At 48.7% G+C, this 23205-nt stretch carries 28 protein-coding genes; 18 read left to right on the plus strand and 10 right to left on the minus strand.

What is annotated here, in order from left to right:
* Positions 1 to 23: 23 nt before the first annotated feature.
* Both SFSGTM_RS05545 and SFSGTM_RS05550 read left to right on the plus strand, forming a co-directional pair.
* Complete coding sequence (locus SFSGTM_RS05545) at positions 24 to 1718, plus strand: type IV secretion system DNA-binding domain-containing protein (RefSeq protein ID WP_162084317.1); 1695 nt, start codon at positions 24 to 26, stop codon at positions 1716 to 1718.
* A 277-nt stretch (positions 1719 to 1995) separates the two neighbouring features.
* Complete coding sequence (locus tag SFSGTM_RS05550) at positions 1996 to 2175, plus strand: hypothetical protein (protein WP_162084318.1); 180 nt, start codon at positions 1996 to 1998, stop codon at positions 2173 to 2175.
* 70 nt (positions 2176 to 2245) lie between these two features.
* Here the strand turns inward: SFSGTM_RS05550 and SFSGTM_RS05555 are convergent, their stop codons facing one another.
* From SFSGTM_RS05555 to SFSGTM_RS05570, 6 genes are all read right to left on the minus strand, one after another.
* Positions 2246 to 2494: a hypothetical protein gene (locus SFSGTM_RS05555; RefSeq protein WP_162084319.1), complete on the minus strand. Its 249-nt coding sequence runs from the start codon at positions 2492 to 2494 to the stop codon at positions 2246 to 2248.
* A 140-nt stretch (positions 2495 to 2634) separates the two neighbouring features.
* Positions 2635 to 2781, minus strand: a complete 147-nt coding sequence (locus SFSGTM_RS05560) for a hypothetical protein (RefSeq protein WP_162084320.1) — start codon at positions 2779 to 2781, stop codon at positions 2635 to 2637.
* A 36-nt stretch (positions 2782 to 2817) separates the two neighbouring features.
* Complete coding sequence (locus SFSGTM_RS05565) at positions 2818 to 2958, minus strand: hypothetical protein (RefSeq protein WP_162084321.1); 141 nt, start codon at positions 2956 to 2958, stop codon at positions 2818 to 2820.
* A gap of 140 nt (positions 2959 to 3098) precedes the next feature.
* Entirely contained in the window at positions 3099 to 3224 is a 126-nt protein-coding gene (locus SFSGTM_RS17170) for a hypothetical protein (RefSeq protein ID WP_269780085.1), read from the minus strand.
* A gap of 164 nt (positions 3225 to 3388) precedes the next feature.
* Complete coding sequence (locus SFSGTM_RS17175; RefSeq protein WP_269780086.1) at positions 3389 to 3514, minus strand: hypothetical protein; 126 nt, start codon at positions 3512 to 3514, stop codon at positions 3389 to 3391.
* Positions 3501 to 3683: a hypothetical protein gene (locus tag SFSGTM_RS05570; protein WP_162084322.1), complete on the minus strand. Its 183-nt coding sequence runs from the start codon at positions 3681 to 3683 to the stop codon at positions 3501 to 3503. The genes SFSGTM_RS17175 and SFSGTM_RS05570 overlap by 14 nt, the downstream gene beginning before the upstream one ends.
* Positions 3684 to 4183: 500 nt before the next feature.
* Here SFSGTM_RS05570 and mobF point away from each other — a divergent pair, with 500 nt between their 5' ends.
* From mobF to SFSGTM_RS05605, 7 genes are all read left to right on the plus strand, one after another.
* Positions 4184 to 7600, plus strand: a complete 3417-nt coding sequence (gene mobF / locus SFSGTM_RS05575) for a MobF family relaxase (RefSeq protein WP_162084323.1) — start codon at positions 4184 to 4186, stop codon at positions 7598 to 7600.
* 164 nt (positions 7601 to 7764) lie between these two features.
* The gene (locus tag SFSGTM_RS05580) at positions 7765 to 8220 is read left to right on the plus strand and encodes a hypothetical protein (RefSeq protein ID WP_162084324.1); all 456 of its coding nucleotides are present in this window, start codon (positions 7765 to 7767) and stop codon (positions 8218 to 8220) included.
* On the plus strand, positions 8202 to 8456 hold the full coding sequence (locus tag SFSGTM_RS05585; protein ID WP_162084325.1) for a hypothetical protein: 255 nt from the start codon (positions 8202 to 8204) through the stop codon (positions 8454 to 8456). The genes SFSGTM_RS05580 and SFSGTM_RS05585 overlap by 19 nt, the downstream gene beginning before the upstream one ends.
* Entirely contained in the window at positions 8453 to 8902 is a 450-nt protein-coding gene (locus SFSGTM_RS05590; RefSeq protein ID WP_162084326.1) for a hypothetical protein, read from the plus strand. The genes SFSGTM_RS05585 and SFSGTM_RS05590 overlap by 4 nt, the downstream gene beginning before the upstream one ends.
* 11 nt (positions 8903 to 8913) lie before the next feature.
* Positions 8914 to 9417, plus strand: a complete 504-nt coding sequence (locus tag SFSGTM_RS05595) for an outer membrane lipoprotein (RefSeq protein ID WP_162084327.1) — start codon at positions 8914 to 8916, stop codon at positions 9415 to 9417.
* Positions 9418 to 10112: 695 nt separating this feature from the next.
* On the plus strand, positions 10113 to 10490 hold the full coding sequence (locus SFSGTM_RS05600; RefSeq protein ID WP_162084328.1) for a type II toxin-antitoxin system RelE/ParE family toxin: 378 nt from the start codon (positions 10113 to 10115) through the stop codon (positions 10488 to 10490).
* Positions 10480 to 10803 carry a helix-turn-helix domain-containing protein gene (locus tag SFSGTM_RS05605; RefSeq protein ID WP_162084329.1) on the plus strand — a complete coding sequence of 108 codons (324 nt, stop codon included), beginning with the start codon at positions 10480 to 10482 and terminating at the stop codon, positions 10801 to 10803. Before SFSGTM_RS05600 ends, SFSGTM_RS05605 begins: the two co-directional genes overlap by 11 nt.
* Before the next feature lie 241 nt (positions 10804 to 11044).
* Here the strand turns inward: SFSGTM_RS05605 and SFSGTM_RS05610 are convergent, their stop codons facing one another.
* The 3 genes from SFSGTM_RS05610 to SFSGTM_RS05620 form a co-directional block, all read right to left on the minus strand.
* Positions 11045 to 11338: a BrnA antitoxin family protein gene (locus tag SFSGTM_RS05610; protein WP_162084330.1), complete on the minus strand. Its 294-nt coding sequence runs from the start codon at positions 11336 to 11338 to the stop codon at positions 11045 to 11047.
* Positions 11316 to 11609 carry a BrnT family toxin gene (locus tag SFSGTM_RS05615; RefSeq protein WP_232526050.1) on the minus strand — a complete coding sequence of 98 codons (294 nt, stop codon included), beginning with the start codon at positions 11607 to 11609 and terminating at the stop codon, positions 11316 to 11318. The genes SFSGTM_RS05610 and SFSGTM_RS05615 overlap by 23 nt, the downstream gene beginning before the upstream one ends.
* A 142-nt stretch (positions 11610 to 11751) precedes the next feature.
* Positions 11752 to 12762, minus strand: coding sequence for a site-specific integrase (locus tag SFSGTM_RS05620; protein ID WP_162084331.1), 1011 nt, complete (start codon positions 12760 to 12762; stop codon positions 11752 to 11754).
* A 564-nt stretch (positions 12763 to 13326) separates the two neighbouring features.
* Between SFSGTM_RS05620 and SFSGTM_RS05625 the strand changes: the two genes are divergently transcribed.
* From SFSGTM_RS05625 to SFSGTM_RS05665, 9 genes are all read left to right on the plus strand, one after another.
* Entirely contained in the window at positions 13327 to 13599 is a 273-nt protein-coding gene (locus SFSGTM_RS05625; protein ID WP_162084332.1) for a type II toxin-antitoxin system TacA family antitoxin, read from the plus strand.
* Positions 13596 to 14090: a GNAT family N-acetyltransferase gene (locus SFSGTM_RS05630; protein WP_162084333.1), complete on the plus strand. Its 495-nt coding sequence runs from the start codon at positions 13596 to 13598 to the stop codon at positions 14088 to 14090. The genes SFSGTM_RS05625 and SFSGTM_RS05630 overlap by 4 nt, the downstream gene beginning before the upstream one ends.
* 284 nt (positions 14091 to 14374) lie before the next feature.
* Positions 14375 to 15370 (plus strand): ABC transporter substrate-binding protein, encoded by a 996-nt coding sequence (locus tag SFSGTM_RS05635; RefSeq protein ID WP_162084334.1) that lies wholly within the window; start codon positions 14375 to 14377, stop codon positions 15368 to 15370.
* 34 nt (positions 15371 to 15404) lie between these two features.
* Entirely contained in the window at positions 15405 to 16370 is a 966-nt protein-coding gene (locus SFSGTM_RS05640; RefSeq protein WP_162084335.1) for an ABC transporter permease, read from the plus strand.
* A 23-nt stretch (positions 16371 to 16393) separates the two neighbouring features.
* A complete protein-coding gene (locus SFSGTM_RS05645) occupies positions 16394 to 17305 on the plus strand; it encodes an ABC transporter ATP-binding protein (protein WP_162086217.1) in 912 nt (303 codons plus the stop codon).
* Positions 17306 to 17385: 80 nt separating this feature from the next.
* Complete coding sequence (gene glnT, locus SFSGTM_RS05650) at positions 17386 to 18747, plus strand: type III glutamate--ammonia ligase (RefSeq protein WP_162084336.1); 1362 nt, start codon at positions 17386 to 17388, stop codon at positions 18745 to 18747.
* Between the two features lie 9 nt (positions 18748 to 18756).
* Positions 18757 to 19212 carry a nickel-responsive transcriptional regulator NikR gene (nikR, locus tag SFSGTM_RS05655; protein WP_162084337.1) on the plus strand — a complete coding sequence of 152 codons (456 nt, stop codon included), beginning with the start codon at positions 18757 to 18759 and terminating at the stop codon, positions 19210 to 19212.
* Between the two features lie 98 nt (positions 19213 to 19310).
* Positions 19311 to 20111, plus strand: a complete 801-nt coding sequence (locus SFSGTM_RS05660) for a dioxygenase family protein (protein WP_232526051.1) — start codon at positions 19311 to 19313, stop codon at positions 20109 to 20111.
* 44 nt (positions 20112 to 20155) lie between these two features.
* Entirely contained in the window at positions 20156 to 20707 is a 552-nt protein-coding gene (locus tag SFSGTM_RS05665) for an NADPH-dependent FMN reductase (RefSeq protein ID WP_162084338.1), read from the plus strand.
* 83 nt (positions 20708 to 20790) lie between these two features.
* On the opposite strand, the gene katG is transcribed toward SFSGTM_RS05665, so the two are convergent.
* Positions 20791 to 22971, minus strand: a complete 2181-nt coding sequence (katG, locus tag SFSGTM_RS05670; protein ID WP_162084339.1) for a catalase/peroxidase HPI — start codon at positions 22969 to 22971, stop codon at positions 20791 to 20793.
* Positions 22972 to 23205 lie beyond the last annotated feature (234 nt).

Below are 23205 nucleotides of genomic sequence, written 5' to 3' on the forward strand. Positions count from 1 at the left end.
TTTCAAAAAACAGGAGAAACAAAATGTACGATTCTATCTATGCCATCATTTTCATAATCGCGGTTTTGTCATTAATCGCTGCGCGGATTTATATCTATTCTGGCAATGATGCTAAATTCAAATTGTTAATTATCCCGACGGTTGCAAGTGTGGTTTTGAGTATCAACCCAGCAAACCATGATGCGTTTTTAAGTAGTTTGCTCAGTTACTTCGCAGGCGTGTTTGTCGTAATGAGCATATGGGAATTTGCAGCAAAGGAACATATTGCGAATTGGTTTAATGCCATAGACGACGATCCAAACCATGTGCGGGGTTCGTCAGTTGCCAGCCACGGCAAAGTGATCAAGCAAATGCGTAAAGCGGGTGTTACGGCTGATTTAAGCCTCGCTGGTTTGCCCGTGCCTAATAAACTTGAACCCTATCACTTTCTGTTTGCAGGTGCGACGGGCACGGGTAAATCGGTGGCGTTCATCGAAATGATGGACAAGATAATCAAGCGGGCAAACCCAGAAGAAAAGGTAATCGTAGTTGATGCGGGTGGTGGTTTCTATAGCCGATATGCGAACAACCTACCCACCCCGCCTGTATTGTTCAATGTGTTTGATAAGCGAAGCGTGGACTGGTCACCGTTTGCAGAAATGCGTTACCCATGGGATGCGGATAGTTTAGCTACATCAATAATACCCAGCATGGAGGGCGAAGCAGGGCAATTTAACGGTTTTGCGCAAACATTTCTATCAGTCATATTGCTCAGACTATTTGAATCAGGGCGGGCAACAAACGGCGATTTGTTTCATTATGTTTGCGTTGCTTCAGTCGAGGAATTGCGAGTTATCACCGCAGGCACGGCAGCCGCGCCACTCGTTGAAGAGGGTAATGAGCGTTTGTTTGGCAGTGTTAAATTTGTTGCATCCAATGCACTCAAACCGTTTTCCTATCTTAGCAAAAGTGCGGGGCGTGAAGCCTTTAGCTTTCGCCGCTATGCCGAAGGCGAGGGCAACCAGTGGGCTTTCATTACTTTTCAGGATGATCAACTTGCAGCGTTGAAGCCTATCGTTTCAACGATTCTGGACGTTGTGAGTAAAGTTGTCTTATCGCAGAAACCCAGCCAAACCCGCCGCACCTGGCTGATCATAGACGAGTGCGCGAGCCTCAACAAAATAACGTCACTTGCGGATTTCCTCACCAAAGCCCGCAAATCAGGGGGTTGTGCAGTGATAGGCTTGCAGAACATCGACCAATTCCGCCAAAACTACGGACACCAAGGGGCTAACGTACTTCTATCCTGTCTATCGAGTTGGCTGATTCTGCGTGTAGGCGATGGTGATACCGCTGAGTATATGTCCAAAACCTTAGGTGATCAGGAAGTATGGCGCACGTCCACAGGCAAAAACCACGCCACAGGCTTAGAGTTCGAGGACAAGACTAGCGAGAACACCAGCATCCAACGCCAGCGCACCGTTTTGGCGAGCGAGATTCAGCATTTAACCGAACGCGAGGGTTACCTAATGATTGGTGGTGCTTACGATATTGTAAAAATTTCGCTGGACATACCTGTTACATTGCCAAACCCCGCAGAGCCGATTGAGGCTATCGAGTACACGCCGCAAGCCCATAAGCAAGAGGAAGAAGCCATACCTGCGCCAGCTACGATCAGCAATGCGTATTTGCCGTTTGACCTGCCCGAAGATGAGGAAGATCACGAGCCAGAAGTCTAACTGCATGTGAAACACCAATACTTCGGGAGTGAAACACCAATAGGTGATACCTGCCGAAAATGGTGGGTATCTTCCAAATTTCGCCTCATCGCCATATAGGGTAAGGCGACTTGCCTTGCTCATCTAAAGGGGTTCTGAAATGGAAAACTACGACAATGGATTATTGAAAATGCTACCAACTATCGCTTTCTTCTTCGCAGTTTTCGCCTTCATTGGCTGGCTGTTTGGTTTGTGAGCCGCAGCATCAAAACTATTAATTTTTATTGAAAGGAAAACCATGTTTAAAATTGAAATGCCAGATTACATGCCTGCCAAAGGCGAATGGGGCAAGAACAAGAAAACCGCATTATTCTTTGTTAAGTTTAGCGCGCATCTTGCCTTGCGTCTGGGGCTGTTGATTTTTCTTACCCCGTTTTATATGCTCAAGTACTTTTTAATTCTTATCTCGAAAAGGTAAGCAAATGCGCTCAAACCGTCCGTTTTGCCAAAATTGCACCGATGTCATTTACGCTGGCATTGCCATAGCATTAATCGTTGGTGCGATCATCAAGATTGCTGATTTTTTCGGTTATTTCAAGTAGCGTAGGTGCGTCCGTGCTGGTAACGGCACGGACATTCTCGTTTTTTATCGCAGCTTTAGGGCGACCCCGCAGGCTGGTTAGCTTTAATTGCAAATATGCTGAAAGCATCGAAAATGGCTTGGCATCATGGTAATCACCCTGCACCAATTCACGGACTTCCCCGTTTTCGTCAGTCAATGGTTTGCGCTTTTTCATGTCTGTTAGCTTTTCGTGCGTACGCCTTGCAAAAAGTGATTACGCGCCTTCTTGAAAGCGCAGCCACAAAACGAAACCCGCAAGCCCAACACCACCAAAACCAACAATTGCGAATGTTGCTACCAATCCATATTCAAGGCTCATTTTTGTTCCCCAGATTGAACGTGACTACCTGGCAAATCTGCCCCATCGTCGTGACTGCGAATCCAAAGTGCAAGCGCAACAATTGCAATCACGCCGATAATTGAAACCACATTAGCCATTATCAATCCAGTTTCTAAGCTCATTTTTCAATCCATAAATACGGTAAAAATTCCGAATGATTACAAATCGGGATGAGTGCCGCTTGATTTGTCGTTAGCGGGATGACGCAACTTATATGCCTTCGCCTCTGCTAGCGCTTTTAGTCCAAGAAGAAAACCAGCAAGCCCAATAACAAGCAGTATGATGTGATCTACAGCCATAATCAGTCCTTCAATAGAGACAAAATGAGGTGAACAATAAATACAATAAATACAATAAATACAATAAATACAATAAATACAATAAATACAATAAATACAATAAATACAATAAATACAATAAATACAATTACGCCGCGGGCTTATTCCTTATCTTTGCCTTGTTTGTCTTTTTTGTGATCTTCAGCTCGATGTTTGTTTGCATAGATAGAAATCACAAGCAGGACAAGGGTTGCAGCACCAAACGCAATTAAGGATTCAATCGCCATTTTCGATCTCCTGTTTATCGGCGTGCCTATTGTTTAGTTAGCCTTCTTCACTAATATTGCGTCTATAGACCTGCCAAGAAACTTCCAAAGCATTATTGCTGGCATGAAAAAGTCGCGTGGCGCTTCTTGAGCGCCTTTAATGAAGCCGTCTAAAAAGCTTTTCATCATGATTGTTGCCTATGTGCTTTCCACACAGCAGAAACAGCACGCGCAAAACCTACGAATGGCGACCAGAAAACAAACCAGCCTTCGTAAAACCCAATTAGAAACTCATCTTTAAGTGTTTTCATCGGTAGATTCCTTGGTTTGTTGATGATCATTTTTCACAGGTACAGCCAAACAAGACTGGTCAAAATTGCGCAATGTTGTGCTGTCTATAGCACCAACTTCAAATAGAGCATTTGCTGATGTATAGATGGCTTTGAAAACGTCACTTTTGTATTTGGGTTCGGTGGTCATGGACATCTCCGAAAGGGATTTTTTCTTCAGTCGCCATCAATATACTAGCACTTAGTCAGGCCATATTCCAGATTTTTGAAAGCCTTTCCTGGTAAGGGTTTGCGGTGTTTCGGGAGTGATACCCCAATAGCTGCATGTGAAACCCCAATAGTTTTTTGTTAGCGTATGGCATGTCAATGGCGAAAGCAGAAGCCGCACGCGGAGCGCAACGTAGTGAGCACCGAACGGGTGAGCATTTCGGCGTAGCGCACCATTGACAGGACAGGAGCGGAATAAGCTCTGGTGAGGGTGTGGGGTTGTTGTTTAACCCCGCACCCTTGCCTATCGGCGAGATTGGGGTTTGGGGCAAAGCCCCAAGGTGTTAATGCTTTGTTTAACCGCTACTGCATGTGATAACCCAATAGTTCGGGAGTGAAACACCAATAGTTATACCCGCCAAATTTCGCATGGCTTCCATAGGTAATAAGCAAAATCGCTTATTACCTTATGAGGCACACATCATGATCAGTTGCACATTCTTCCAGTCCGCCAAAGGGGCTGCGGGTTACTTAACAAAAGAACAAAACGGCACACAACCAGATAAAGCGCGAGGCGAATATTACGCCGACGACCAGGTTAGAAGTGAATGGGGCGGCGAAGGCGCAGCTATAGCGGGCTATGAGATTGGTGGTAGTGTTTCCGCCACTGATCTGCATAAAGTTTTGTCTGGTCAATTTCGTGAGCCTGCAAACAACAACGCCGAGCGACAACTTGGCAGAATCGACGCAGAAGGCAAGATAGACCACCGCGCAGGCATGGACTTCACCTTTAGCGCACCTAAATCCATCTCAATAGCAGCGGAAATCTACGACAACGTAGGTATTCGCGCTGCGCATGAAGCCGCAGTTCAGGCAGCCTTGAATTACTTGGAATCCAACTGCGCATGGACGCGGGTAAACGGGCAGAAAGTTCAAACGCAAAATCTTGTTTATGCCAAGTTTGAGCACTCATTGACTCGCGAGCTTGACCCTAGCACACATACCCATGTTGCCATTGCCAACGTAACCTATCACGCTGGCAAGGCGTACAGTTTGTCAAATGAGGCATTATTGACACATCGCATGACGGCAGACCGAATTTATAAGAATGAATTGGCAGCTGAGCTACAAATGCGAGGTTATCAAATTGAATTTGATAAGTTCGGCATTCCAGAGCTGGCAGGCATCACAAATGAACAAAGGGCAGAATTCAGCGAACGCTCAAAACAAATAGATGCGTATCTAGTATCCAAGGGCATTAATCCTGATACAGCCACCAGTAAACAGCGAGAAATTGCTTGCTTAGAAACACGTGCTGGTAAAAATGCACCTGAATCATCAGCACAACAACGCGCACAATGGTTGGAACGCGCCGAGCGCATCAACATGAAAGAACCGTTACCGCACCACAGCCGCGAGCAGGCATACAGCGTAAACGCAGGCAAAGAAGCCCTTTCTGCGTCAATTTCGCACCTGTCAGAACGCGAAGCCGCATTTAATCTAAAGGAAGTCTATACCTACGCCGCCAAATTCAGCGAAGGACGGGCAACCTATAGCCAGATACGTGCAGCCGTTATCAAGGCAGAACGCAGCGGCGAGCTTATTCGTCGCGCTGATGGTGAGTTCACCACGCTTGCAGCAGCAGCCTCAGAACAAGCATTAGCTGCACGCCTTGAGGCTGGCAAAGGCGCACATCAGGCTGTTATGACAGCGCAGGCCTTCGATAAAGCATTAGCCAGTTTTGAACGCAGCAAAGGCTTTAACCTCACCGAAGAACAACGTGCAGCCGCCAGCATGATCTTGACTGGCAAGGATGTACATGCAGGCGTACAAGGTTTGGCAGGCACAGGTAAGACCACTATGCTGGAATTTGTACGCGAGGCAGCAGAAAGCCAAGGTTGGACGGTGACAGGGTTTTCCAATGGCGCGAATCAGGCGCAGAAGATGGAACAGGAAAGTGGCATTAAAACCACCACGACAGCCAGCCACTTACTATCAGAAGCCAAGGTGCAGCGTGACCAGCAACGCGCCGCAGAAGCACTTGCTACCTTTGAGGCAGGCATCAAGCCTAATCTGACTAAGCTGGAAGAACAGGTGGCCCAAGGCGAGGCTGTCAAAGAGTATGACAGTGCGGGCAATGCCTACATCATCGACAAGGCGGGCAACACCCATGCGCTTGCCTTGCACGCAGCCAGCAACAGCACTTCCAGTCGCAACATCAACCATCTAGGTTTAACCCAAAGCAAATACCTGATAGTTAAAAGCAAAGGGCTGGCGGGCATTGTGGGAATGACTACCGTGGTCAAAACAGGCGGCAGCTTGAAGAATGAAGCCGCAGGCGCAATCAAGGACGGCATCAAGTCGCACAATTTCGCCGCACGACTAGCAAAAAGCGTAATCAGCAGAGCCGAAGGCTGGAAACAGGCAGGCATGTTGGAGAGCACAGCCACACGTATCAAAATTGCGCTGGAAAATCGTGCGCAACATAGCCAAGCCCTTGCCGACCTCAAACAACAGGCAGAAATCAAACCTATGCGCGAATTGCGCATCATGGATGAAGCGTCTATGAGTGGACAGAAAGAATTTGCCAACGTAGCACAGACCGCAGACAACGCAGGCGCAAAGCAAATCTATCTGGGTGACAAGTTGCAGCACCAATCCGTTGAAGCAGGCACAGCTTTTGAACAAGCGCAGAAGCACATGCCCGTATCCAACCTGGAGCAAATCAGCCGCCAAAAAACCGAACATGCCAAGGCTACGGTAAAGCACATCCTGGACAACAAACACGCAGAGGCAATCCAGAGTTTGCCCGCACATGAAATCAGAAGAACGCAAATCAGGGCAAGAATCGAGTATCAGAACAAACACCGCATATCGGACACGATAGCCAAAGCCGAGCGCATCAACAACGCCAGAATAGCCAAAACAAAAACAACTGAAAAGCTAACCGACCGTGAAAAATCCACCTTGCGCAGCTATAAGGACGATCTAAAGCAAGCTGCACAAAAAGACAATGCGGCTGTTATCAAAGACCTTGCCAAGGATTACGCTGCGCTATCACCCAATGAACGCGCTGAAACCATCGTGATAACTGCGACCAATGCAGACCGCGCCAGCATTAATAATGAAATCCGTGACAACCTGAAAGCCGCAGGTGAAATCAAGGACAGCCGCGCCGTGCTTGTCCTTGAAAGCAAAAGCATGACCACCGCAGAAGCCAACCGCGCCGCCAATTATGCGCCAGGTGATATTGTGAAGTTCAGCAAGGATTACAAAAATCTAGGCATGAAGCGAGGCGGCACGCTCACTGTATTAAAAACCGACCACCGCGCGAACACAGTGACCGCCATGACTACCGACGGCAGGACGATAACCTATCAGCCAGACCGACAGAAAGCGCAGGCATACACGCCTAAAACGCGCGAGTTCGGGGTGGGTGACAAAATTAAATTTATGGAAAACAACCGTGATTTTGATTTGAAGAACGGGCAAGGCGCAACCATCGAGCGCATAAACGGCGCAAGCCTTACCGTCAGTCTGGATAACGGCAGGACTAAAACCATTGACATGCAAAAATATCAACATCTTGATCATGGCTACGCCTCGACCAGCCAAGCCGCGCAAGGGCAGACGGTCAACAGAACGTGGATACACCACAACACGGAGGCAGGCAAGCACGGACAGCGTGAAGCATATGTGAATGCGACCCGCGCACGGATGAGCACAAAGCTATATACCCAAGACAAAGCCAAGGCAGCAGAACAAGCGGGTGTACGCATAGATAAAACTTTCGCGATGCCAGACGTTGGCATTTCGCCAGCTAAACCCCAGCCTACGGCAGAAATGAAACAGGCAGAACCTGACAAAACGAGAAGCCGAGATAACGATTACGGCTTGTAACCCACTTACCCGCCTCATCAGCGGGTTTTTTTCGCATGGGTGATGCAGATTATCAACCCGCAAAAAATAACCGCTCAAATCGCCGCAAATTTCGCACCCCTGCCATATAGGGTGTAAGGCAAATCTGCTTTGCAATTTAACTTAATCTTAAAAGGACTTTTATCATGGCTTTTCCATTCTTGATGTTGTTTTTCCCATTGGCTTTGGCAGCAAAGGTTGCACAAGAACCCCCTACAGCGGCAGACCTTGGCGGCGCAGCTAACGCACCAGTCGTATGCCAGACCACCACGCTCAAAAAAGAAGACTTCACCACCTTGCGTAACTTTGCCGAGGCGCAGGGTGTTGATGTGCCTGATGTGAAAATTCCTGCCACAGCTTGGCTAACTCTAAGCATGTATTCGCCTATGCCAGGCTTGCTCTCGCTGCCAACGGTTGCCATTGACACGCTCAACCCGTTTGCATGGGCGACCCTGTTTCAAATCAAAGGTGACGGCGCAGGCTTGAAATGGACGGTCAATGACAAAGACGTTAAGCACAAGATCAGTTTCCGCGTGCTGGGTGATACCAACGTGGACGGTCAGCAGTTTGTGAACATCAACACATGCAAACTGGCGAACTAACCCAACTACGCGCCTACACAGTCCGCCCGAAAGGGCGGGTTGTGTATCAGTCAGACATCGAGGCTGAGAATCATGCAAGCGTTTATCTGATACATGCCAACGGCGAAGAAGAGCTGGTATTTGCAGGCTTCCAGCGCAAGGCTGAATTAGTGGAACACGAAGCACGATTGGCACAGAAAGCAGCGGGTAACACCAAATCCCCTATTGTGTTTTTAATCTCAGGAGCAGAAAAATGAGTAAAGAATTTGAAGCAATGACAGACACGCTAACCAATGCGGAGTTTATAACCGACCCATTGCCACCAACTCCCACAGCCAGCAGAAAACGCGCTTGGCTATGGGCTTTAATGATATGCGGTAGTGCAGTAGCGGTATCCGCCTATTTCCATCATCTACATAATGCACCAGTAGCACCAGTACCAGCAGCAGCCCCCGCACAGCAAAAATTCACCCTGTTGGCTGGCGATACAGTGGCAATTGTGCCTTTTGCTACTGAGGATGAAGGCTGGCGCGTTTTGCTAGTGCCAACACGCGGACAGATAGAAACGATTTATTACGGTGACAGCGAACAAGCAACGCGCATTTATGCGCTTGCCGATGCAATGCAGCGTAAAGCCAATGATACGGGCAAAGCGCAAGTATTCACCGTTCCAAACGACATTAACCAACCATCAAAAAATTAAGGATAGATAACATGAAAACATACCCACTAAAAAAATCAATCGCGGTTTTTGCATTGTTGACCGCAACCGCACTAACCGCAGGCTGTGCAAGTACATATGGCACAAACGGCGTAGGCAGCGGTGATTACAACAGCCAGCAGGCACGGCAAAGTCAGGATGTGCAGCTTGGCACTGTGTTAAGCACTCGTGCCGTAAACATCAACACCACGACCAATACCAGCCAGACCGCAGGGGCAGGCATAGGTGCGCTCTTAGGCGGCTTGGCAGGTAATCAGGTAGGCAATGGCACAGGCAAGACGATAGCAACTGTCCTGGGTGCGTTAGGTGGTGGTGTGGCTGGTAATGCAGTAGAACACCAGATCAGTAATCAACGCGGCATTGAAATTACTGTGAAGCTGGACAACGGGCAGCTAAGAGCTATTAGCCAGGCTGTTGACGGTGAAACATTCCGTGTTGGCGATCATGTGCAGGTGATCGGCGGAATGTGGGGTGGTGTGATGCGAGTAACTCACTAGCCATAGTCTATAGGGCAGCCTATGGCTGCCCGTCATTACAAAAATGAAAATGTAAAGAAGTTGCTGGCAACTGATATATGATAAGTATCATATATTATATGAATAATATATTATTTGCTCTCGTTCACGCTGTTGCTAAACAGCACCACCAACCAGCCAAACCCCATACAGGATAAGGATTTTAAGCAATCAGCCTGCCAAATATGGCGGGCTGTGCTGCTTATCATATATGAATAATATAATATATGATAAGTTTCATATATTATATTATTCATATACTATTTGAGCCTGAATAAGTCATCATGGCGACGTACTGCATGAAGCCGCAGAACGTCACCACCAAGCATAAAGGCATGGTCAGCATATCGCATGAAGCCGCGAAATGCAGACCACCAACACAACACCTTGGGGCGTTGCCCCAAACCCCAATATTCGCCATATAGGCAAGGGTGCGGGGTTAAACAACAACCCCACACCCTCACCAGAGCTTATGCCGTTACTGTCGCATCAATGGTGCGCGCTACGCGCCGAAATGCTCACCCGTTCGGTGCTCACTTCGTTGCGCTCCGCATGCGGCTTCTGCTTTCGCCATTGACCCGCCATTCACTCACAAACCAAACACCCAGCCTATCAGTGCGAAGCCTGGTACGAGGTTTTATGCTTGACGCTATACCCCTTAGTGATACAATACTGATATGAAACGTGTACTAAAAACTCAACACTTTAATCGCTGGATGCGCAAAACGGAACTAACCGATGCGCTGTTGTGCGCTGCTGTCAACGAAATGAAACGCGGTTTGGTAGATGCGCATCTTGGTGGATGCGTAGTAAAGAAAAGAGTTGCTATGTCAGGTCGCGGCAAAAGCAGTGGTGCTAGAACGCTATTGGCAACCAATTTGAAAAACCGTTGGTTCTTTGTATATGGTTTTGAGAAGAATGTTCGCGCCAATATTAGTGAAAATGAATTGGAAGCTTTGCAGGCTATAGCATCTGATTTACTGGCGTTGGACTTGATTCAGATTGATGCCGCAGTTAACCGAGGAACATTATTGGAGATTTGTCATGAGCGCTAAACAAAATGCAAAAAGCAGTATCCTGCAATCCGTGCATGAAACGGCTTTGGATTTGCAGGATTTAGGATTTATCGACAAACACAAAATGCAGAAATATGATGCGCTGTGTTTGGATGCCGTCCCTGTTTACGATAGCCAGAAAATTAAGGGTTTACGTGAACGCTACCGTATTAGCCAGGCGGTATTAGCTGCCATGCTCAACACCAGCCTTTCTACTGTTCGCCAATGGGAAATTGGCGATAAACATCCTAGTGGCCCATCACTAAAACTGCTTAATCTTCTAGATCGTAAGGGTATGGAAGTGCTAATCTGATTATTCGGATATTGTATGCCAATCAGATTAGCAACCAAATCCTATTCACTCACAAACCAAACATCCAGCCCATGAGCACAAACCCGCCGATGAATACAGCCAAGGTAGGCAGCATTGAGATAAAGCCGTTATCGTAGTTTTCCATTTTGAACCCCTTGTTTAGTGAATAAGCAAAGTTGCTTACCCTATATGGCAGGGATGCGAAATTGGCGTGTCATGGCTTCAAAATGGAACTAAGTGATTACCGTCCTTGATGCTCAGTGATGAATTGGCGAAGGGCAGAGTCTATTCGAGTTTGCCAGCCGTCACCCTCTGATTTGAAATATTCGACAACCTCGTGTGACAGTCGAATGTTGATGCGCTCTTTTGGATGCTCGGCACGAGGACGACCGCGAGGCTTGAGCATTTCATGAGCAACTTTTGCGCCGAAAATTTGCGGCAGCACCTCATTGGCAGGGCGTGCTTCGGTGAAGTCTGCTGCTGTCCATTCGGGGTTCTCGTCGTCAATCAGTTCAGGGTTTGGTTTTTTGCTCATAATATTTCACCTCTCGTTGATTCGCCTTACGCAAACTGATGACATGCACCTTGTCTGCGCGAGGCGTGAACACCACGGCATACAGCCGATCACCGATAATCCCAAGCGCAAGATAGCGGCGTTCACCATAGTTTTTACGGACATCCTCTTTGATCACTGCGTCTGACCATTCCATTTGTTCAACAAGCGTGAATGGCAGACCGCGTTCAGATACGTTGTGCTCACTCTTGCCAGGGTCAAAGCTGATTTCCATATTAATTATTGTACTCACAAAAATAGGGTTGTCAAATTATTTGTGGCGACAGAAAAGCTGTCATGAAGCTAGTAAATTATGCTATCCCACAAATTCAAAAGCCGCTATATCTGAACTTTTTAATGCATACAGTGCATAATTAAGCTCGGATATGTGGAAATTACCCAAGTTTTTTTGCGAGTTTTTCAGCGTCCAAATGGGTATACCTCTTCAGCATCTGCAAGGTCTTGTGTCCGCTAATGCTTGCCAGTTCAATAATCGACATATCTCCACGCTCGCCTAGTCGTGACATCGCTTCGTGTCGCAAATCATGCCACGTGTAATCGTCAATGCCTGCTCGTTCGCAAGCCGCATGAAAAGCGTGATACAGGGTCATCCGCTCCACTGGAATCAATAGTCCGCCTAGGCTGCGTGGTAGGCTCTCAATCACAGCCAAAGCGGTGCTAGACAGCGGCACGGCTCTTGGTTCTTCCGTTTTAATTTTGTCAGGGTCAAGCAACAAGGCTAAATGCCGTTTTTTGTCTATCATTGACCAGGTTAATTGCAGAAGTTCACCTTGACGCATAGCTGTTTCAACTGAAATTACAAGCGCAGGCAAAAGCCATTTGTTACGTGAAGCCTTACATTGCTCAATCAGCTTATTCAACTCCGATTCGCTCAATCGTCTATCCCTGCTATTGTTTTCCTTGGGCTTCCTGATATTTTTGACTGGGTTGCCCATTGGCAATGTGATTCCAAATTCTTGGTTTGCAACGGTCAGTATCTTGGAAAGCATATAAATTTCTTTCCTCACCGTTGAGCCAGAGACTAGCTCGCTCCGTGCATCTCGGTAGCTGGTCACGACTTGCGGTGTGATTGCAGCTAAAGAATATTCACCAAGCGCATTTTCTAGGTGATTGCACTGAAAACGCCAAGCCTCCTTCTTGTCATCGCGGATACGATAATGAAAAGGAGCAAATTCTTTCATGAATCTACTGACAACATCGGCAAACGTTGTTTTTTCTGCGAGCGAAGCGGATATATAAGAGCCCTTATCAAGCGCGGTTTCAACTGATCTAGCCCACGCCTCGGCTTCCGTTTTGGTTCTGAAGGTCTTGCTTTCTTGCGGATAGCCTTTGCGCCGTATCTTAGCCTGCCACCATCCTGATTCACGTTGTTCGAAAGTCGCCATTTTTAATCTTAGTGTCCCCGTTTTGTCCCCGAAAATCCATATTAAAGATTACGCTGGCTTGAAAGCCTTGTCAATAAAGGGTTTGACTAATTAAAATAACACGTCTGGAAAGCGTGTTTGGGATAATATCCCAACGCGGGTTCGAATCCCGCCTTCTCCGCCAAATCAATGGCTTACGGTTACTGTGCGCAACTGCAAGGTACCATAAATAATCGTAAATGATAGCTTTGACACAATTCAGTGTGGCAAAAATCCCCTTTATTTAAACAAGTGTAACCAGACGTAATTGGTGCATTTGTTGCATCTTGTTTCCATCAAACTGTTGTAATGTTGGGTATGTGCTAGTTTTCAGATGTTTTAATACCCCACTAGTTGCTTCAACTCGGAGGCACAAAACGTCTAACAGTGCGATTTTCTGGGGTGGATTCAGAATATTCTATCTTGATCGTGCCATATGCATATTCATGTGAACTCAATTTTTGAAGGCGCGGTGCGTATTGACAACGGCTACACGTCCGGCTATGCTTCGTATATCTAATGTGTATACATTAAAAGGAGAAGGTCATGCGCGACGCCGCTATTAATTTACGGGCATTGCCCGAGCAGCGAGACTTGATTGATCATGCTGCAACGCTGTTAGGTAAGAATCGCTCGGATTTCATGCTCGAGGCTGCCTGCGACAAAGCACAGGCGGTAGTGCTTGATCAGGTTTTTTTTCGCCTGAATGCCGACAAGTTCCAGCAGTTCACGGCAATGCTTGATGCCCCGCCTAGTCATAATCCAGGGCTTGAACGCCTCATGGCGGTAGCTGCTCCCTGGAACAAAGCCAAGGAGTGAGCTTGCAACTCAATGCTCCTCAACCGCTAGCGGCTACCCACATTTTGGATGGGTTTGAGTGCGGTGAGGCCGTTCTTGATGAATGGCTCAAGCGCCGCGCAATGACCAACCAATTGAGCGGAGCCAGTCGCACGTTTGTAGTGGCGGATCAGAACGGCCGTGTTTTTGGCTACTACGCCATGGCTGCGGGCGCAGTCGCGCACCAGATGGCAACGAGCTCGGTGCGTAGAAACATGCCCGATCCAGTTCCGGTGATGGTGCTGGCCCGATTGGCAGTTGATCATCAAGCGCAGGGCATCAAGCTTGGCGCATCCCTACTCCAAGACGCCGTCAACCGGGCTGTTGTGGTTGCGCAGAACGCGGGTGTTCGAGCGTTGCTGGTGCATGCGCTTCATGACCGCGCCAAGGAATTCTACGAAAAATATGGTTTTCAGTGGTCGCCATTGCATCCATTGACGCTGATGCTGAGATTGAGTACCAGCAAGCCATGAGTAATACGCGTGTTAAATAACTCGCACATTTGCGATAGGTGAAAACAAACACAGCTCTGTATGTCTTAAGGCAACAAAATTCATCTTTAAGAAAATTCTATTCTTAAATGTACTTTTCGCACTAAGTTATGGCTGCCGCACTGCTGCAGTGCATAAATGTCAATCTTCATATTGGAACAAACTCAATAAAAACAACAAGATGATGTTTGGTACGTATTTTGCTTTTTAAAATACTGTATTACCTTTTTTAAACTTAGTATTACTGGACATGAACGGAGAGTACGATGATTGCAAAAAAAGTGAGTGGCAAATTGAAGCGTTTGGTTGCGGCGTCAGTTATTCCGCTGGCGATGATGTGTGCGCAGACTAGCCATGCGGCGCCTTTGAAAATTGGTTATAGCGATTGGCCTGGTTTTGTGGCTTGGCAAGTAGCGATAGAAAAGGGCTGGTTCAAGGAAGCGGGTGTTGCGGTTGATTTTGAGTGGTTTGATTATTCAGCTTCGATGGATGCATATGCAGCAGGCAAGTTGGATGCTGTTGGTATGACCAACGGTGATGCATTAGTCACAGGTGCTGGTGGTGCCAAGAGCGAGATGATCATGCTGACAGATTACTCCAATGGTAACGACATGATTATTGGTAAGCCGGGTATCAAGAGCCTGAAAGATCTCAAGGGTAAAAAAGTAGCGGTGGAAGTCGGTTTGGTTGAGCATTTGTTGTTGCTTGATGGCCTGAAAAAATTGGGTATGAAAGAATCTGATGTGACATTGGTTAATGCGAAAACCAATGAAATGCCACAAGTACTGTCTTCTGGCGATGTTTCTGCTGTGGGTGCATGGCAACCTGTTGCTGGTCAGGCGATGAAAGGTTTACCTGGTTCACGTCCATTGTTTACCTCTGCTAACGAGCCAGGTTTGATCTACGATGGTTTTGCTGTAAATCCAGCCAGTCTTGCCGCGCATCGTGCTGAATGGCAAAAGTTTGTGAAGGTATGGGATCGTGTAGTCAGTTATATCAATGATCCTAAAACTCAGCCTGATGCGGTGAAAATCATGTCAGCTCGTGTGGGTCTTACACCACAAGCATACTTGCCTTTCTTGAAGGGTACAAAATTGCTGAGTCTGGCTGAAAGTAAAAAGGCTTATGTGAAAGCTGATGGATTTAGTTCTTTGTATGGTTCTTCCAAAATTGCTGATGACTTTAACGTAAGTAATGCTGTTTATAAAGATCATCAGAATGTTGATAACTACATCGATCCATCTTTTGTAAATGGCAAGTAATTTTAGGTAGGTAATAAATGAGTCGGGAGCAGGTATGAGTAAGGCACGATGGTTTTCAGTCAGAGCAGGGTTATCGCAGCGCAGGCGGATGATTCTGGGTGTGTTCTCATTCTTGCTGCCGCTCCTGATATGGTCGGTAGTGAGTTATGTACCCTTTGTATGGCATCCCAAGGTACTGATTACCAACCCTGGGGATGTGGATTATCTGCAAGTCGATATGTATGTCGACAAGGCTGTGTTTGCAGATGAGTTAAAGAATATGCGTACGGAAGGCAAGGCGGTACCGGAAGGTATTCCTGTCAATCCGGTTTATTTGCCAGCGCCAGACCAGGTTGCCAAGGCATTTTATACCGCATTCACGACAGCACCCGAGCAGAAGGATATGCCGTGGTTGCATGAAAGTTTGTGGCACAGCATCAAGATTATTTTCTGGAGTTTTTTGTTGTCTTCGCTTATCGGTGTGCCGCTGGGAATAGTCTGTGGTGCTTACGTACCGATATCGAGGTTAATTGAACCATTTGTCGAATTTTTTCGTTACCTGCCAGCACCTGCTTTCGGTGCGCTGGCAGTAGCCATACTTGGTATTTACGACGGGCCGAAGATTGCCATTATCGTGATCGGTACGCTGTTCCAGCAAATCCTGATTATTGCCAATACCACGCGCAAGATTGATTTTACTTTGCTGGAAGCAGCGATGACCTTGGGAACGACACCGTTCAAACTGATTACCAAAGTAGTAATACCCGGCGTGTTACCTGACTTATACCGAGATCAGCGCATTTTGCTGGGCTGGGCCTGGACTTACCTGATTGTGGCTGAATTGATCGGTACCAGTTCCGGTATTACCTGGTTCATCACACAACAGGCGCGCTATCAGCATTTCGATAACGTATATGCCGCCATCATGATGATAGGCATACTCGGCTTGGGTATGGACTTGCTGCTGGCTCGGTTGGGGCGCAAGTTGTTCCCATGGGATCAGTCGCAGAACAAAAACTGATGGCTAAGGATGAAATGGAAGGAATGGATGTGAGTACAGAACAATTGCCCAGTTATTTGCAGCAGTCAGATGCCGTGCGCGAACGCTTTGCCAAGATACAGCAACGTGAGGTCATACTTGAAGTTAAGCAGCTGGGTAAAACCTATGAGTCGGCACAGGGCAAGGTGGTTGCGCTACGTGATGTGAATTTCAGTATACATCGGCGCGAACTGGTCTGTGTGATCGGCCCTTCGGGTTGTGGTAAGTCGACTCTGATACGTATGCTGGCAGGGCTGGAGCCGCATACATCAGGCGAGGTATTGCTGGACGGTAAACCTGTTGATGGCCCGGGCAGCGATCGTGGCATGGTGTTTCAGGGTTACACGTTGTTCCCCTGGCTGACGGTAAAAAAGAACGTCATGTTCGGCCCGGAAATGAATAACCACGGCAAGCTCGAAGCCGAGCGAAATGCACTGATGTGGCTGGATCTGGTGGGCTTGAGTAAGTTTGCTGATGCATATCCGCATCAGTTATCTGGTGGTATGAAACAGCGTGTGGCTATTGCCCGGGCGCTGGTTAATCAGCCACGGATATTGTTGATGGATGAACCGTTTGGCGCGCTGGACGCACAGACCCGGATCAAAATGCAGACGCATCTGCTGGATATCTGGAAGAACATCGATGTCACCATCCTGTTCATTACCCATGATCTGGATGAGGCAATATTTCTGGCGGATCGCATTCTGGTGTTAAAAGCGCATCCGGGCGAAGTGCAGGAGTTTATCGAAGTACCGGTACCGCGCCCACGCCATCCAGGGCAAATTAGTTCGGCTGAGTATCTGGCTACCAAAGCCAGACTGGAAGAACTGATACATCCCCCGGTAGAAGTGAGTGAAGATGATGAGGTCAAGCCACATATGATACGTTTTACCAACATTGTCGATAATGTTGAATAAGTAGGTGTGGTTAAGCAGTAACTGTGTAGTCGGGTAATGAAAACTCATTTAATCAATTCAGGGTGTACAAGGGAAATAGTATGAAATCCAAGGCAGAAGTAGCAGCAATACAACAGGAGTTGAAGGATAAAGGTGTCAAGTATTGCATAGGTGCTTATGTTGATATTCATGGCGTGCAGAAAGCCAAGGTCGTACCACTGGATCATTTGCCACAAATGGCAGCCGGTTCCGAACGTTATACGGGCTATGCGCTGGATGGTCTTGGGCAGGAGCCGAATGATGACGAACTGACTTCCGTACCCGATCTGGATCATATTATTCAGTTGCCTTGGGAACCTAAAATCGCGTGGATGCCGGCTGATAACCATTTTCAGGGCAAGCCATATGCGCTGAATACACGCGTGGCACTGAAGAACCAGTTGGCCAAGGCTGCGGAAATGGGCTACGGTATGAATCTGGGTATCGAATGTGAAATCTACCTGCTGAAAGAAGAAGCCGACGGCAGCCTGTCTGTGCCGAATCCGGAAGATAATCTGGCCAAACCATGCTACGACGTGCGTGGTTTTGTGGATAGTTTCAGCTGGCTGGATAAAGTTGCAACTTGCATCAACGATCTGGGCTGGGATTTGTATTCATTTGATCATGAAGATGGTCACAGCCAGTTTGAGTTCGACTTCAATTACGCCGATGCGCTGACCATGTGTGATCGCCTGACGTTCTTCCGCTTCATGGCCAAGCATTACGCCAAGGAGGAAGGCCTGATTGCTACCATGATGCCCAAGCCATTCGCCGACAAGACTGGTACCGGCGCGCACTTCAATATGTCGCTGTATGATCTGGAAACCGGCAAGAACTTGTTTGCCTGCGATCCTGAAGACGACCCGCGCGGCATTGGCCTGACGCCGCTGGGTTATCACTTCATCGCCGGTATCCTCAAGCATGGCCGCGCGCTGTGCGCGGTGTTTGCACCGACGGTGAACAGCTACAAGCGTCTGGTGCGTCGCGGCGCGATGAACTACTTCTCCTGGGCGCCGGTATTTAACTCCTATGGATCGAATAACCGTACCAACTCGGTACGCGTGCCAGCAGGTGGTGGTCGTTGTGAGTCACGCAATGCCGACGGTTCGGTGAATCCGTATCTGGCGGCAACGCTGGTATTGGCAGCAGGTCTGGAAGGCGTACGCGAAGCGATGAATCCGGGCGAACCGAACGAAGATAATCTGTATGCCATTTCCGATGAAGAGCGTAGCGCCCGTGGCATAGAGTTCCTGCCGCAGACGCTACAGGAAGCCGTCGCTGCATTTGCCGAAGATCCATTAGTTGAGCAGGTGCTGGGCAAGGAATTGCGTGATGAATTTATCAAGTATAAGACTGCGGAATGGGAAGCCTACCACCTCACTGTAAGTCAGTGGGAAATCAAACGTTACAGCCAAATGTTCTAGGAGTAGATCATGAGTCAGCCTGCGTATAAGCCTAATCATCTGGTCAGCCGTATTAGTGTTTCCTTGTCACAGGAGTTACTGGCTGATTTGGATGACATGGTCGAATGTCGAGGGTTTGACAGCCGTTCGCAAGCCATCAGTGACATGATCAACCAGCAGCTGGTCGAGCATAAGCGTCAGCTGGGTGATGAAGTGATGGCGGGTACGATTACGGTGTTTTATGATCATTCTGTGCCTGGGCTGCAAAAGAAACTGTCGGATCTGCAGTTCAAGCATATCGACGAAGTGATTAGTTCTCTGCATGTGCATCTGGCTGAACATAAAATGATGGAAGTCATCCTGGTGCAGGGGCCAGCACGGCGCCTGCAAGCCATCGCCAATGAAATCATCACGTTGCGAGGTGTGATTACTGGCAGGTTGCAACTCATGGCAGCGGTTATGCCGCCACTTTATTCGTTGACATAATTTTACTTAGGTCACGCGTTCATTAGTTTGGTACAACCCATTGAACGATTTTTCCAGCGATTAATCTAATCTGTTTGGAGAAAGTAAAGGTTCTCAATATGCTTCATCGCATGCCTGTCGTTTTTGTATCCCACGGTGCCCCAGATGCATTATTGAATGCGCCGGATGCGGTATCTTGCTGGCGTGAACTTGGTCAGCAGATTCCTCAGCCTGAGGCGATACTTGTGATTTCTGCACATTGGGAAGCACAGCGGCCAACAGCCAGTCTGGCGAATCCGCCCGTTACCATACATGATTTCTCTGGCTTTCCACCTGCACTATATCGTATGCAATATTCAGCACCTGGTGCGCCAGCACTGGCCGAACGTGCCGTGTCGCTGTTGTCTGCTGCGGGTCTGGTATCTGAACTTCATCCCAGTCGGGGACTGGACCATGGTGCCTGGGCACCCTTGTCCGCGATGTATCCGCAGGCCAATATCCCCATTACCCAGTTGTCGCTGGTACACAATGCCAGTGCGGCAGCGCATGTTGCGTTGGGGCGAGCGTTAGTGCCCTTGCGTGATGAGGGCGTGCTCATCCTCGCATCTGGTGCAATTACGCATAATTTTGGCTGGCTGGATATTCATGCGCAAGCCGATGCCGCTCCTTTGCCGGAGGCTCAGCAATTTACCGACTGGGTTGCGAAGCGGGTGGCAGCACAGGATGTTGATGGCTTATTAGCCTATCGTTCCGCACCTCATGGTGCGGATGCGCATCCATCCGAAGAACATTTTCTGCCGTTTTTTGTTGCCTTGGGTGCAGCGAACGGTGATATTCCTCTGCGTTTCCGCCCGCGTTTTACCTACGGTGCACTGGCTATGGATGCTTATCTATGGCAAGGTGTGGAGCAGGGTTTCTGATTTTTCTGGTTTTAATGTAGCAATCTTTCTGCAAGGAGATCGTCATGATTCAATACCAAATCGCTGTCGTCGTTGGTAGCCTGCGCCAGGATTCATTTAATCGCAAACTGGCCAGCGCCATAGTGAAACTGGCGCCGTCCGCATTTGCATTCCAGCAGGTACAAATCGGCGATTTGCCACTTTATAATCAGGATGATGACGCCAGTCCCGCTGAGACCGTGCAGCGTTTTAAAGCTGAAATCGCGGCTGCGGATGGAGTATTGTTCGTCACGCCTGAATACAACCGCTCTATACCTGGCGTGCTGAAAAATGCGCTTGATCATGGCTCGCGTCCATATGGACAGAGTGTTTGGGCGGGCAAACCTGCGGGGGTGCTGGGGGTTTCGAGTGGCGCCATCGGTACGGCTATGGCACAACAGCATTTACGCAATATCATTTCCTATCTGGATATGCCGACTATGACGCAACCCGAAGCCTATATCCATGCCAGAGAAGGCTTGTTTGATGAGGTGGGTAATATCGGTGAAGGAAGCAAGAAATTATTGCAGAACTGGATGGATCATTATGTGGCGTGGGTGCAGAAGCACGTGGTCTGAAGCGTGTTTTCAGTTATGCCCAACTTCAGCTTGATTTGGCTGCATTCAAACTGAAGCTGGGCGATAGGGTTTATCCTCGCCGATTATGCAAGGTCAAAGCGATCCAGATTCATCACTTTATTCCAGGCCGCAACAAAGTCCTGCACGAATTTCCCCTGTGCGTCAGCGCTGCCATAGACTTCTGCCAGGGCGCGTAGCTGGGAGTTTGAACCGAAAACCAGATCAACACGAGTGCCGACCCATTTGATTGCACCGGTCTTGCGGTCGCGTCCCTCGAATACATCATCAGCGCCAGCAACAGGTATCCACGTTGTACTCATGTCGAGCAGATTGATGAAAAAGTCGTTGGTGAGCACCTCCGGCTGCTTGGTGAAAATACCGTGGTTGGACTCGCCGACATTTGCATTCAGTGCGCGCATGCCACCGATCAGCACCGTCATTTCAGGTGCGGTGAGCGTCAACAATTGCGCCTTGTCCAGCAACAGTTCCTCGGCTGAAACGGAATACTTGGCTTTTTGATAATTGCGGAAACCATCCGCAATCGGTTCAAGCACGTCAAAAGCAGCCACGTCAGTCTGCTCTTGCGTGGCATCCATACGGCCCGGCGTGAACGGCACTGTCACCACCTGACCTGCCTTGCTTACAGCGGCTTCGACAGCAGCACAACCCGCCAGCACGATAAGGTCGGCCATCGAAACTTTCTTGCCACCTGATTGCGCTTTATTAAACTCAGTCTGAATGGTCTCAAGCTTGGCTAGCACCTTCGCCAGTTGCTGGGGCTGGTTGGCTGCCCAGTCTTTTTGCGGCGCGAGGCGGATACGTGCGCCGTTGGCACCACCACGTTTGTCGGAACCACGGAATGTCGATGCTGATGCCCATGCGGTAGATACCAGCTCCGCAATGCTCAGCCCGGATGCCAGCACTTTCGCTTTGAGCGCGGCGACATCCTGATCGCTGATCAGCGGGTGATCAACAGCGGGGATGGGGTCTTGCCAGATCAGTGCTTCCTTGGGTACTTCGGCTCCGAGATAGCGTGAATGAGGTCCCATGTCGCGGTGGGTCAGCTTGAACCAGGCGCGGGCAAAAGCGTCGGCAAATTCTGCTGGGTTTTTGTGGAAGCGGCGTGCGATTGGCTCATAGATAGGATCCATGCGCATCGCCATATCCGCAGCAGTCATGATGATGGGGACGCGCTTAGTTGCATCGTTGGCGGCAGGTGCCATATTGCTGTCGGTGGCCTGTTTCGGTGTCCACTGATGCGCGCCAGCCGGGCTTTTGCTCAGCTCCCACTCGTTGCCAAATAACACATCCAGATAGCTCATGTCCCATGTAGTCGGAGTGGGTGTCCATGAACCTTCCAGACCACTGCCGATCTGGTCGCCACCCTTGCCACTGGCGTAGCTGCTCTTCCAGCCCAGGCCCATTTGTTCGATAGGTGCGGCTTCTGGTTCAGGACCTACATGGGTTGGTGAACCTGCACCGTGGCATTTACCGAAAGTGTGTCCGCCGCAGGTGAGTGCAACCGTTTCTTCGTCGTTCATCGCCATGCGTGCAAAGGTCTCGCGCACGTCACGACCAGACCCGATCGGATCAGGGTTGCCGCCGGGGCCTTCCGGATTGACATAGATCAGCCCCATTTGCACAGCAGCTAGCGGATTTTCCAGGTCGCGTTCGCCGGAATAGCGAGTTTTGTCATCGAGCCATTTTTGTTCATTGCCCCAATAGACATCAATCTCTGGCGCCCAGATATCCTCGCGGCCACCAGCAAATCCGAAAGTTTTGAAACCCATAGACTCCATGGCCACGTTGCCCGCGAGGATGATGAGGTCAGCCCATGAAATTTTCTTGCCATACTTCTGTTTGATCGGCCATAGCAGTCTGCGCGCCTTGTCGAGGTTGACGTTATCGGGCCAGCTGTTAAGTGGTGCAAACCGCTGGTTGCCGTGACCCGCGCCGCCACGGCCATCGCCAGTGCGGTAGGTGCCGGCGCTGTGCCAGGCCATGCGGATGAAGAAAGGGCCATAGTGGCCGTAGTCTGCAGGCCACCACTCCTGTGAGTCTGTCATGAGCGCAGTCAGGTCTTGCTTGACGGCTGCGAGATCGAGTTTTTTGAATTCTTCTGCGTAGTTAAAGCCTTCACCCATAGGGCTAGATTCAGGGGTGTGCTGGTGCAGAATGCCAAGGTTAAGTTGGTTAGGCCACCAATCTTGGTTAGTGGTGCCGCTACCGGCCTTGTGTACAAATGGGCATTTACTTTCAGACATGGTTTTCTCCTCGTAATTAGTGTTATGCACTCTGAATAACCGAATGCTGTTTTCAGTGTAGATAGTGGAAATCGATTACGCTAATTGAATTTAGCAATCCATCTGATAGGTTTTGGCAATGAGCTTTAGTGGAAGTTCACATTTAAGTTTGCGGTAATGGTTCTGTCATGCCCATGCTAACTTCATGTATTTTTGAGCATATGTGTGCTGACGTACGGAACTAATCGGGACGGA

The sequence above is a fragment of the Sulfuriferula nivalis genome (genome assembly GCF_009937995.1).
GTDB classification, from domain to species: Bacteria; Pseudomonadota; Gammaproteobacteria; order Burkholderiales; family Sulfuriferulaceae; genus Sulfuriferula; species Sulfuriferula nivalis.